The sequence below is a fragment of the Micromonospora orduensis genome, from assembly GCF_006228125.1.
GTDB lineage: Bacteria > Actinomycetota > Actinomycetes > Mycobacteriales > Micromonosporaceae > Micromonospora > Micromonospora orduensis.
On sequence record NZ_VDFY01000227.1, the window covers coordinates 1 to 11947 of the forward strand.

The following is an 11947-nucleotide window of genomic DNA, read 5'->3' on the forward strand; positions in this document are numbered from 1 at the left end:
CGTCGAGCGTCGCCTCGACCCGGTCGAGGAAGGCATCCACCTCGTCGACCTTGTATCCCCGGCGGAGCGCCTTGCGCCGGAAACGCTGACCCTGACTCGCCACTATGTCTCCTGGTCTCGTTCGCCACGCCCGGTCACGCCGGTGCCTCTCCGGCGCGGTCGGTGTTGGTGTCGGTGTCCTCGGCGGCGGCGAGTTGGCCACACGCGCCGTCGATCTCACGACCCCGGGTGTCCCGTACGGTGGTGGACACCCCGGCGTCGCGCAACCGCCGGACGAACTCCCGCTCCACCGGCTTCGGGCTCGCGTCCCAGCGACTGCCCGGCGTCGGATTGAGCGGGATGAGGTTCACGTGCGCCAACTTGCCGGCCAGCAGCCGCCCGAGCAGATCGGCTCGCCACGGCTGGTCGTTCACGTCCTTGATCATCGCGTACTCGATCGACACACGACGGCCCGTCCGGGCGGCGTAGTCCCACGCTGCGTCCAGCACCTCGGCTACCTTCCAGCGCTGGTTTACCGGCACGAGTTCGTCGCGCAGATCATCATCGGGGGCGTGCAACGACAACGCAAGGGTCACAGAGAGGTCTTCGCTGGCCAGTCGGCGGATGGCCGGAACCAGCCCCACCGTGGAAACGGTGATGTGCCGCTGGGACAGGCCGAGGCCCTCCGGAGCGGGGCTGACCAGCCGACGGATCGCCGCGATCACCCGGTTGTAGTTGGCCAGCGGCTCGCCCATGCCCATGAAGACGACGTGCGACAGTCGCGGCGGTGAGCCGGCGACCGCGCCGGACGCCGCCACCCCGGCCAGGTAGACCGCCTGGTCGACGATCTCGGCGGTCGACAGGTTGCGGGTCAGCCCGGCCTGGCCGGTCGCGCAGAACGGGCAGGCCATGCCGCAGCCCGCCTGGCTGGAGATGCAGACGGTCACCCGGTCCGGGTAACCCATCAGCACGCTCTCCACAAGCGCGCCGTCGTGCAACTTCCACAGCGCCTTGCGGGTGGCGCCGTCGTCGCAGGCCAGCTCCCGTACCGGGGTGAGCAGCTTCGGCAGCAGCTGATCGGCCAGCCGCTCCCGGGTCGCTGCGGGCAGGTCGGTCATCGCCCGCGGGTCGCGGACCAGCCGCCCGAAGTAGTGGTTGGAGACCTGCTTGGCGCGGAACGCCGGCTCACCCAACTCGGCGACCAACGCCTGGCGGCCCGCCAGGTCCAGGTCAGCGAGGTGCTGAGGGGGCATGGAGGCCCGGCGCGCGGCGGGGGCGTCCGAGATGGCGGGGATCAGAGGCAGGCTCGTCATGGCTGGTCCAGTGTGTCACGCCTGGGGCGGCACACACCCGTCCGGAGGTCCCGAACCGGTCCCGACCGCCGGATCGGGAAGACCGGGGCGCGGTGATCCATGCCTCACCCCACCACCGGCACGAAGATCGCCAGCAACAGGTAGGCGGTCGGCACCGCGAACAGGATCGAGTCCAGGCGGTCCATCAGGCCACCGTGACCGGGCAGCAGGTTGCTCATGTCCTTGACCCCGAGGTCCCGCTTGATCATCGATTCGGCGAGGTCGCCGAGGACCGCCGCGCAGGAGACGGCCACGCCGAACAGCGCACCCCACCAGGGGGCCACGTCCAACATCAGCCACAGCAGCAGGGCGCTGCCCAGCGCCGCCGCGCTTACCGAACCGGCGAAGCCCTCCCAGGACTTCTTCGGACTGATCGACGGGGCCATCGGGTGGCGGCCGAACGAGACGCCGGCCGCGTACCCGCCGGTGTCGGAGAGGACCACCGCGACCAGCGTGGCCAGAACGCGCAGCGGGCCGTCGTCGGGGGCCGCCGCCAGCAGCGCCGCGAAACCCCCCAGGAACGGCACGTACACCGCGATCAGGGTGGCCGCGGTCAGATCCCGCTGGAAGCCGGCCGGGCCGTCACCCAACCGCCAGATCATGGTGCCCAGCACGGTGACCAGCAACCCCAGACTGAGCGCGTCCGGGCCGGCGAACCAGGCCAGACCCACCGTCAGCACACCACCGGCGATCAACGGCACCAGCGGCGGGTGCGCGCCGCTGCGGCGGACCGCGCGGGCCATCTCCCAGATGCCGATGGCCATCGCACCGGCGATCACCGGAAGGAACGCCAACGGGTAGAAGACCAGCGGCACCACGATCAGCGCGCCGAGGCCCAGCCCCACACCGATCGCCGCGGGCAGGTTGCGGCCCGCCCGCCCGGTGCCCAGCTGCTGGGTGGCCGGCCGGTCGACGCTGGCCCGACGTCGACCCTTCGGCCTGCGGCCGGCCGGCGGTTCGGGATCTGTCACCGGATCCAGGTCCGGCGCGAGTTCCGCCCCGATGGGGGCGATCTGAGCGGTCGGATAGTCGGTGTCGTCGTCGAAGCGGCCCGGCCCACCGAAGGGTTCCGGGTCGTCGTACCGGCCGGGCTCGTCGTACCGCTGCGGGCCGTCGTGACGGGTCGGGGCGCCGTCGCGGCCGGCGGACGGCCGGTCAACGTACCGACCGGCACGGCGATCGTCGTACCGGTCGGGTTGGTTCCGGTCGCGCTCGTCGAAGCGGTCGTCCGGGCGGACCGTCCGGCCGCGCTCGTCGTACGGGTCCGCCGGCTCGGCGTACGGGCGGGTGCGTGGCTCGGCGTACAGCTCAGGGCCGGGCGGGCGGCGACTCCACTGGCCCGCCTCGATCTCGGCCTCCGGCCAGGGCAGCGCCACCGGACGCTCCGGCCGGTCCCAGCCGCGCGGCTCTCCCACGTAGGGGTCGGGGTGGGACATCACGCACCGCGACGTGGCGCGAGAACGACCACATGACGCAAGACCACAACCATCCCCTACACGCGCGATGTTCCTCCGATTGACCGCCCCGACGGTCGGTCGATTCCCGGTGTTCACCGCCTGGTGGTCGGGAATCGTGCCGAGCCTACTGCACCCGCCGTCCGGGCGAGGCGGACGAGGCGGCCCCCGGCGCGCACCCGCGGCGTGGGCCGGACGCGGGCGAGGCCCGCCCCGGGAGTCGGGTCGGGCCTCGTCGCAGCGTACGGATGCCGGGGTCACACCTCGAGAAGCTCGGTCTCCTTGTGCTTGACGAGGTCGTCGATGCTGGCGACGTAACGCTGGGTCAGGTCGTCCAGCTCCTTCTCGGCACGACGACCGTCGTCCTCGCCGGCCTCGCCGTCCTTGACGATCCGGTCCAGCTCCTCCTTGGCACGGCGGCGGACGTTGCGGATCGCCACCTTGGCCTCCTCGCCCTTGTGCCGAGCCACCTTGATCATGTCGCGGCGACGCTCCTCGGTCATCTGCGGGAGCAGGATGCGCAGCTGGTTGCCCTCGTTGTTCGGGTTCACCCCGAGGTCCGAGTCGCGGATCGCCTTCTCCATCGCGTTGATCTGCGAGTTGTCGTACGGCTTGATGATGGCCATCCGCGGCTCGGGGATCGCGACGGACGCCATCTGGGTCAGCGGCGTGGGCGTGCCGTAGTAGTCGATGATGATCTTGGAAAACATGGCGGGGTTGGCGCGGCCGGTGCGGATGGCGCCGAACTCCTCCTTGGCGTGCTCAACCGCACGCTCCATCTTCTCCTCGGCCTCGAGGAGGGTGTCGTCGATCACCGGTCTCCTCGCCTCCTTCTGTGCTCGTCGTGGGCTCTGCTGAAAGTCGTCAGGCGGTGATCAGGGTGCCGATCTTGTCGCCACCCACCGCGCGGATGATGGTGTCGTCACCCTGCGCGCCGAAGACCAGCATCGGCAGGCCGTTCTCCATACACAGGCTGAACGCCGCCGCGTCGGCCACCCGCAGGTTGCGGCGCAGCACCTCGGAGAAGGTGATCGAGTCGAGCTTGCTGGCGGTCGGGTCGATCCGCGGGTCGGCGGTGTAGACGCCGTCCACGCCGTTCTTGCTCATCAGCACCACGTCGGCCCGGATCTCCAGCGCCCGCTGGGCGGCCACCGTGTCGGTGGAGAAGTACGGCATGCCCGCGCCGGCGCCGAAGATGACCACGCGGCCCTTCTCCAGGTGCCGGATCGCCCGCAACGGGATGTACGGTTCGGCGACCTGGGCCATCGTGATGGCGCTCTGCACCCGGGTCTCGATGCCTTCCTTCTCCAGGAAGTCCTGCAACGCGAGGCAGTTCATCACGGTGCCGAGCATGCCCATGTAGTCGGCGCGGGCCCGGTCCATCCCCCGCTTCTGCAACTCGGCGCCGCGGAAGAAGTTGCCGCCACCGACGACCACGGAAACCTGGACGCCGCGACGGACCACTGTGGCGATCTGCCGGGCGATGGCCTGGACGACGTCCGGGTCGACGCCGATCGCGCCGCCACCGAACACCTCACCGGAGAGCTTCAGCACCACCCGACGGGCACGCCCCGGCGGCGGCGCCGTCGGATCGTCCACCGCCCGCGTCCGGTCACTCACAACCTGCGTCATCCGCCCCGCCCTTCCCCACGCGCACGCCCCGTGCGGCGCGTACCGCGAACCTGCCGCTGCCGACCCTATGTGACGAGGAGGCCGCGGTGCCTGTCACGTACACCAGCGGCCTCCTCGTCGACGTCTTGCGCCCACGGGCGCGCGCGGCGCCCGGTGGCGGCTCAGGCCTGGCCGACCTCGAACCGCACGAAGCGGGTGACCTCGATGCCGGCCTCGGCCAGCACCTGCTTCACCGACTTCTTGTTGTCGGCCACCGACGCCTGCTCGACGAGGACGTAGTCCTTGAAGAAGGCGTTCACCCGACCCTCGACGATCTTCGGCAGGGCCGCCTCGGGCTTGTTCTCCTCGCGGGCGGTCTGCTCGGCGATGCGCCGCTCGGACTCGACGACCTCGGCCGGAACCTCGTCCCGGGTGAGGTACTTCGGCCGCATCGCGGCGATCTGCATCGCCACGCCACGGGCGTCGGCGTCGCCCGCCTCGTCGGACTTGCCGGTGTACGACACCAGCACGCCAACGGCCGGCGGCAGGTCCTGGGCCTTGCGGTGCAGGTAGACCGCGGTGGTGCCCTCGACCTTGGCGAACCGGTTGAGGACCAGCTTCTCGCCGATCTTGGCGGACTGCTCCTGGATCAGGTCGGCGACGACCTTGCCGTCGAGCTCGCTGGCGAGCAGCTCCTCGGCGGTGTTCACGCCGGAACGCTCACCGTGCTCGACGAGCTGCTGGGCCAGCGCGATGAACGACTCGGTCTTGGCGACGAAGTCCGTCTCGCAGTTCAGCTCGAGCAGCGCCTTGCCGGAGTGGGCGACCAGGCCGTTGGCGGCCGTACGACCGGCCCGCTTGCCGACGTCCTTGGCGCCCTTGACGCGCAGGATCTCGACGGCCTTGTCGAAGTCGCCCTCGGCCTCGGTCAGCGCCTTCTTGCTGTCCATCATGCCGGCGCCGGTGAGGTCGCGGAGCTTCTTGACGTCCGCGGCGGTGATTTGGGACATGGCTCTCTCTTCGGTGTTGAGACGGCGTGTGGCTGGTCAGAGGTGCCGGTTACCCGGATCCGGGCGGATCGTGCCCGGCGTACCGCCGCTGCCCGCCGTCTGTGAAAACGGACGGCGGGGCAGCGACGGCGCGGTCACTCCGCGGTGGCGGTCGCCGGCTGCTCGGTGGCGGCCTGCGCCGGCTGCTCGGCGGCGGGCTGCTCGGCGGCAGCGGCCGGCTGCTCGGCCGGGGCGGCCGACTCGTCGGCCTTCTTCGGCTCCAGCAGCTCGCGCTCCCACTCGGCCAGCGGCTCGTCGCTCGCGACACCCTCGGGCTTCTCGTCCCCACCCCGGCGACGGCCGGAACGCGCGATCAGACCGTCCGCGACGGCGGCGGCGACGACCTTGGTCAGCAGCTCGGCCGAGCGGATCGCGTCGTCGTTACCCGGGATCGGGAAGTCGACCTCGTCCGGGTCACAGTTGGTGTCCAGCACCGCGATCACCGGGATACCCAGCTTGCGGGCCTCGTCGACGGCGATGTGCTCCTTCTTGGTGTCGACGATCCAGACCGCGGCGGGGAGCTTCTGCATGTCCCGCAGACCACCGAGGGTGCGGGTCAGCTTGATCTTCTCGCGGGAGAGCTGGAGCGTCTCCTTCTTGGTGTAACCGGCGGCGGTGCCGCTGAGGTCACCCAGGCCCTCCAGCTCCTTCATCCGCTGGAGCCGCTTGTACACGGTCTGGAAGTTGGTGAGCATGCCACCGAGCCAGCGGTGGTTGACGTACGGCTGGCCGACCCGGGTCGCCTGCTCGGCGATGGCCTCCTGGGCCTGCTTCTTGGTGCCGACGAACAGGATGCTGCCACCCTCGGCGACGGTCCCACGCACGAACTCGTACGCCTTCTCGATGTAGTCGAGAGTCTGGCGCAGGTCGATGATGTAGATGCCGTTGCGCTCGGTCATGATGAAGCGCTTCATCTTCGGGTTCCAGCGGCGGGTCTGGTGCCCGAAGTGGACACCGCTCTCCAACAGCTGACGCATGGTCACGACGGCCATGGTTGGGTTACTCCTCAAGATCCCTGGTTGTCACGCCCGGCCGGTGGCCGGGCGTCCTGGTGCCTGGTCGCCGGCCCATGGTGGGCCCGATCAGGATCGGGACCAGGGAGGCCGTCGCTCCACGACGATTTCGTGAAGAGGGCACGCGAGGTCGACCGCGCAAGGCGGTCGCCAGTCGACCAGTGTACGCCCCTCCCCCGCCCCGCCGCCCCGGGGTCTTGCCGGGCTCGCGCCTGATCGCCGCTCGGCAACGGCTTGATCGCGCCACTGCACGGAGATAGTGACCTCCGTGTCGCCGGAGGCCACTATCTCCTGGTTGTTGGGTTAATCATCAGCCGGGCCGGGCGCGGCTGTGGATCATTCAGACCGAGGCCGGCCCCGGGTCAGCCGGCGGCGAGCGCGGCGGCCACGAAGAGCACCAGGCCGACGGTCAGGTAGGCCGTCGGCGGCCGCAGCCAGCCACGGCCGGTGTCGGAGAGCGCGAGACCGCCGGTCCGCAGCCCGTACAGCCCGGTCGCGACGATCGGCAGGCCGGCGACCAGGGCGATGCCCGCCACCACGTTCCCGGCGGACACCGGATCGCCTGTCGCGCCGGCCAGCAGCACCCGCAGCGCCGGCACCTCAAAGATCAACACCAGCAGGCCGAAGAGCACCGCCAGCACCGGCCGCCGGGTCCGGTACACGCCGTCGGCGACCGGGGGGTACGCCGGCGACTCGCCCCCGGGCGGGTCGACGCGGGGGCCGATACCGGGCATCGGGCCGGTCGGCATCTCCAGCGGGTGCGGCGTCTCGCCGCCGCCCCGGGTCGGTTCGATGATCGGGTACCCGCCGAGCGGGGCCGGCCGGGTCTGGTCGGCGAGCACAGCGGCCGCGGGTGGGGTGTCCGCGCCCCCCTCCGGCGCGGCGGTGGTCAGCGGGGTCGGGACCTCCTCCCGGGCGGCCCGACGACCGGGCAGCTCACCCGAGGTCTCCGAGGGATCCCGATCCGCCCTGCGCGAGCGCGTCGCCCGGTAACCCTCCCCCTCCGGCCGCGCGTCACCAAGCGGGTCGACCGCCCCGAACCGTCCCGAGTCCGACTCGGGCGTACCGAAACGACCAGCCTCCACCACCCCGAAGCGACCCGAGTCGGGCTCCCGGCGGCGTCCGGCGCCGGTGTCCTCGCCGTACCGGCTACCGTCCGCGCCACGCTGCTCGGGGACCTCGCCGTCCCGGTACCGCGGTTCACCCGCGGCACGCCACTCCGCCTCGCCGTAGCCGCGACCCCGCTCGTCGGGATACCAGCGCGACTCCTGATCTTCGGGAAAGCTCCGTCGTCCGTCCACGCCCGGCACCGTATGCGACCAGCCACGGCCGCGCCATTTCAGCCCGGTCGCCACCACTTCTCGAACCGACGCATAGCACGGCGCGGACATGATCGTCCGGTCGTCCACAGGTCGCCCCCTGTCCACAGGTGCGGGGCCCACGGGTCGCGGCGCCCCGGCCCGGCGGGGCAGCGTGCCGCACATGACGAAGCGGAACCAGGCCGTCGGGGCGTACGGCGAGCGGTGCGCCACCCGGCATCTCACCGAGGCGGGGCTGCGCCCGATCGCCCGAAACTGGCGCTGCCCGGCCGGGGAGATCGACATCATCGCCTGGGACGGGCCGGTGCTCGCCTTCTGTGAGGTGAAGACCCGCCGGGGCGACGACTTCGGCACACCGGCCGAGGCGGTCGTACCGGCCAAGGCACGTCGGTTGCGCGGGCTCGCCGCGCGGTGGCTCGCCGAGACCGGTACGAGCGCGGACGAGGTGCGGTTCGACGTGCTCTCGGTACGGCTGCCCGACACCGGTCCGGCTCAGGTCGACCACCTCAAGGGCGCGTTCTGAGATGCGCACCGGCAGGGTCGGTGACGCGCCATGAGCTACGCGAAGGTGCTGTGCGTGGGGCTGGTAGGGGTCACCGGCCACCTCGTCGAGGTCGAGGCCGACCTGGCCGCCGGGCTACCGGCCGTGGTGATCTCCGGGCTACCGGACACCGCCCTGCACGAAGCCCGGGACCGGGTCCGCGCCGCGGTGGTCAACTCCGGCCAGCGCTGGCCGAACCGCCGGATCACCCTCAACCTGCTGCCCGCCACGCTGCCGAAGTTCGGCTCGGCCTTCGACCTAGCGAAGGTCAAGCTATGCCATACTCAGCGCCATGACGCGAGCCGCCATCTACGTTCGGATCAGTCGCGACCGCGAGGGAGGCGGGCTGGGCGTGGCCCGGCAGGAGCAGGACTGCCGAGAGCTGGCCGCCAGGCACGGGCTGACCGTAGCGCAGGTGTACAGCGACAACGACCTATCCGCCTACAGCGGCAAGCCACGCCCGGCCTACCGGCGCATGCTCGACGACATCGCCACTGCCCGCATCGACGCCGTTATGGCCTGGCACACCGACCGGCTACACCGATCGCCCACCGAGCTTGAGGAGTACATCTCGGCGTGCGAGCCGCGCGGCGTCCCGACGTACACCGTCAAGGCTGGCCCGCTCGACCTCAGCACCCCCAGCGGTCGCATGGTCGCCCGCCAGCTCGGCGCCGTCGCGCGGTACGAGGTCGAGCACCAGGTCGAGCGGCAGCAACGCGCGAAGATGCAGGCCGCCGCAGACGGCAAGTGGGGCGGCGGCCGCCGGCCGTACGGGTACGAGGCGGATGGCGTCACCCCACGGGCCGATGAGGCCCGCGTCGTCGCCGAGGTGACCGATGCGATCCTGTCCGGCGCAAGCCTGCGCGCGCAGGCCGCCGACCTCAACGCCCGCGGACTGCTCACCTCCACCGGCCGGGGATGGAACGCCACCGAGCTACGCAAGGTGCTGCTGCGCGCCCGCAACGCCGGCCTTCGGGAGCACCGCGGCGATATCGTCGGGCCGGCCGCGTGGCCGCCGCTAGTCGATGAGGACCGGTGGCGCGCGGTGGTGTCGGTACTCACCCATCCGGGACGGCGCACGCAGTGGTCGTCGGCCCGACGGTGGCTGCTCTCCGGCCTGGCGCTGTGCGGGGTGTGCGGCACGCCGGTCCGGGCCACTTTGATGTCGACGACAGCCAGGTCGGTGCCGTCCTACACCTGCAAGGCAGCCCGCTGCGTCGGCCGCAACGCCGCCGAGGTCGACGGGTACGTGTCGGCGATCGTCGTCGAGCGGCTGTCCCGCCCGGACCTGGCGACCTTGCTGCCTGGTGACCAGCAACCCGACACGGCCAGCCTCCAGCTGGACGCCGCAGCGTTGCGGGAGCGCCTCGACGGCCTGGCGTCGGCGTACGCCGACGGCGCGATCGACGTCCGGCAGCTGCGGGAAGGCTCCGAGCGGCTACGGGCGCGGCTGGCAGAGGTCGAGGACAGCCTGGCGGACGCCGGCCGCGGTGACGCGCTCGCCGGGCTGGTCGGGGCCGCGAACCCGGCGCAGGCGTGGGAAGCGCTCGACCTGCACCGTCGGCGCGCTGTGGTCGACACGCTGATGACGGTGACGATCCACCGGACCCGGAAGGGCCGGCCGCGGGGGTGGACGCCGGGCAGTTCGTACTTCGATCCGTCCACGGTCGAAATCGCTTGGAAGGCCTGAGCCGGAGGGCGCAGCCGGTGTAGTGGATCTTCCTCTGCTAGGCTGGTTAGGACGTCGAGATAGGTGCTCTGGTCCCCATGCCCAGAGGCTCGGTCGATGCTTCCTTCCGGTCCAAGCGAGCTGCGTACGCCTCGCACAAGCGCCATCACGGCGCGGACCACCCCACCACCCAAGCCGCGTCGCAGGAGATGCGTGAGGCCGCGCTGGCCCGGCACATCTCGCGTCTGGTCGACGCTGCCCCGCCGCTGACCGAAGAGCAGCGCGCCCGGCTCGCCGGGCTGCTGAGGCCAGCCGGCGGTGTCCAGGTCGGTGAGGCCGCATGAGCCACAAAGAAGGCCGCCCCGACGGGAACGGGACGGCCCTCACGACGGCCAGCGAAGCTGTCCCGCTCAGGGTAGCAGCGCACGCCGACAGCGCCGGCCCGCTGGGGGCGGCGTGACCGCCACCGCCGTCCACGACGCCACCCGGCAGGCCGAACAGATCGTCATCGGCGCCGCGATGACCACCGTCGAGCACGCCGACGAACTGCTGACCCTGGTCGCCGTCGACCAGCTGGGCACACCAGCGCACCGGGCCGTCTGGCGTGCCATCGCCCGGCTGCGCGAGCGTGGCGAGCCCACTGACCCGGCCGCCGTGGCGAACGCGCTGCTGACCGCCGACGAGCTGCACAAGGTCGGCGGCGCCGTGTACCTGGCCGACTGCCTCGAAGCCGTACCGGTGGCAGCGCAGGGGCCGCACTACGCCGGCATCGTGGCCGAGGCGGCGCACCAGCGCGGCACGCAGCTGGCCGCCGAACTCACCCGGCGTGCCGGCGACACCGCGGACCCGATCGCCCGGCGGGCGCTGCTCGACCAGGCCCGCGCCGCGATGGACGCGCTCGAGGCCGGCGGCGCGGCGCAACCGCCGAGCCACCTCGAACGGCTACGCGCCGCACTGCTCGACTCCGCCGGCCTCGACTCCATCCCCGACCCGGAGCCGCTGATCGGCGAGGACATCCTGTTCCGCGACTCGCTTGTGTGGGTCGTCGGGAAGCCGGGGCACGGCAAGTCGTTCGTGGTGCTCGACATGGCGGCCGCGGTGGGCAGCGGCGAGCCGTGGCAGACGTACCCGGTCCAGCCGGGGCCGGTGCTGTTCCTGGTCGCCGAGGGCGCCCGAGGCACGAAGAAGCGCGTCCGGGCGTGGGAGAAGGCCATGGGCCGGAAGATGACCAACGTCTACTTCCTGCCGCTGCCCGTGCAGTCGACGAACCGGGCCGAGTGGGACGCGCTGGTCGAGCTGTGCCGCGAGCTCCAGGTGGCCATGATCGTCATCGACACCCAGGCCCGGGTGACGGTCGGGGTGGAGGAAAACTCCAACACCGAGATGGGGCACTTCGTCGACCAGGCGGAGAAGCTGCGCGCCGCGTCGGCCGCCTGCGTGGTGATCGTGCACCACATCGGCCGCAACGGTGAGACCGGCCGGGGCGCGACGGTGCTCGACGGCGCCCTGTCGACGATCATCAAGGTGAGCAAGGACGAGCACCGGATCAAGCTGGAGTGCACGAAGAACAAGGATGACGCCGAGTGGGACGACATCCTGCTCCGCGCGGTGCCGGCCGGTGAGGGCAAGGCCCGTTCCATCGTCCTGATGCTCGACACCGGTCAGCCTGCGGGCGTGGGCGGCCACGAGGTGACCAGCGCGGCCATGCGAACCGCGCGCGCTTGGTGGGAGACGCACGCGGACATCTGGGTCGGCAAGACCGACCTGGTCGACGTCATCGCGCCGAAGAGCACCTTCCACCGGCACAACACAGAGCTGCGCAAGGCCGGCCTGGCCGAGATGGACACCAAGGCCAAGTACCCCCGGTACCGGCTCACCGGCCCGCCGGCGGGTGCGTCGTGATCCGCTCTGGCTCATCTCACTTCAACCCGGATCTCGTGGGGTGTCCCACCCGTCCCAC

Annotated in this window: 11 protein-coding genes and 2 pseudogenes; 5 read left to right on the top strand and 8 right to left on the bottom strand. The window is 71.5% G+C overall.

Annotated elements, in window-relative coordinates:
• From FHG89_RS25615 to FHG89_RS25650, 8 genes and pseudogenes are all read right to left on the bottom strand, one after another.
• On the bottom strand, positions 1 to 103 hold a 103-nt coding region (locus FHG89_RS25615; protein ID WP_139586969.1), incomplete at its 3' end, for a DivIVA domain-containing protein.
• A gap of 31 nt (positions 104 to 134) precedes the next feature.
• Positions 135 to 1292 (bottom strand): dual-specificity RNA methyltransferase RlmN, encoded by a 1158-nt coding sequence (gene rlmN, locus FHG89_RS25620; protein WP_139586970.1) that lies wholly within the window; start codon positions 1290 to 1292, stop codon positions 135 to 137.
• Positions 1293 to 1396: 104 nt separating this feature from the next.
• On the bottom strand, positions 1397 to 2767 hold the full coding sequence (locus FHG89_RS25625; RefSeq protein WP_139586971.1) for a phosphatidate cytidylyltransferase: 1371 nt from the start codon (positions 2765 to 2767) through the stop codon (positions 1397 to 1399).
• A gap of 275 nt (positions 2768 to 3042) precedes the next feature.
• Entirely contained in the window at positions 3043 to 3600 is a 558-nt protein-coding gene (gene frr, locus FHG89_RS25630; RefSeq protein ID WP_139586972.1) for a ribosome recycling factor, read from the bottom strand.
• A gap of 49 nt (positions 3601 to 3649) precedes the next feature.
• Positions 3650 to 4417 (bottom strand): UMP kinase, encoded by a 768-nt coding sequence (gene pyrH / locus FHG89_RS25635; RefSeq protein WP_139586973.1) that lies wholly within the window; start codon positions 4415 to 4417, stop codon positions 3650 to 3652.
• A 161-nt stretch (positions 4418 to 4578) separates the two neighbouring features.
• Complete coding sequence (gene tsf / locus FHG89_RS25640; protein ID WP_139586974.1) at positions 4579 to 5406, bottom strand: translation elongation factor Ts; 828 nt, start codon at positions 5404 to 5406, stop codon at positions 4579 to 4581.
• A gap of 134 nt (positions 5407 to 5540) precedes the next feature.
• Positions 5541 to 6437, bottom strand: coding sequence for a 30S ribosomal protein S2 (rpsB, locus tag FHG89_RS25645; protein ID WP_139586975.1), 897 nt, complete (start codon positions 6435 to 6437; stop codon positions 5541 to 5543).
• A gap of 383 nt (positions 6438 to 6820) precedes the next feature.
• Positions 6821 to 7796: pseudogene (locus FHG89_RS25650) on the bottom strand (hypothetical protein).
• Between the two features lie 144 nt (positions 7797 to 7940).
• On the opposite strand from FHG89_RS25650, the gene FHG89_RS25655 reads away from it, so the two are divergent.
• The 5 genes and pseudogenes from FHG89_RS25655 (at position 7941) to FHG89_RS25675 (ending at position 11889) form a co-directional block, all read left to right on the top strand.
• The gene (locus FHG89_RS25655) at positions 7941 to 8300 is read left to right on the top strand and encodes a YraN family protein (RefSeq protein ID WP_139586977.1); all 360 of its coding nucleotides are present in this window, start codon (positions 7941 to 7943) and stop codon (positions 8298 to 8300) included.
• A 30-nt stretch (positions 8301 to 8330) separates the two neighbouring features.
• Positions 8331 to 8582: pseudogene (locus FHG89_RS25660) on the top strand (magnesium chelatase domain-containing protein); the annotation flags it as partial.
• A gap of 28 nt (positions 8583 to 8610) precedes the next feature.
• Positions 8611 to 10008: a recombinase family protein gene (locus FHG89_RS25665; RefSeq protein ID WP_139586978.1), complete on the top strand. Its 1398-nt coding sequence runs from the start codon at positions 8611 to 8613 to the stop codon at positions 10006 to 10008.
• Positions 10009 to 10085: 77 nt separating this feature from the next.
• Positions 10086 to 10331, top strand: coding sequence for a hypothetical protein (locus tag FHG89_RS25670; protein WP_139586979.1), 246 nt, complete (start codon positions 10086 to 10088; stop codon positions 10329 to 10331).
• 112 nt (positions 10332 to 10443) lie between these two features.
• Positions 10444 to 11889 (top strand): AAA family ATPase, encoded by a 1446-nt coding sequence (locus tag FHG89_RS25675; RefSeq protein WP_139586980.1) that lies wholly within the window; start codon positions 10444 to 10446, stop codon positions 11887 to 11889.
• Positions 11890 to 11947 lie beyond the last annotated feature (58 nt).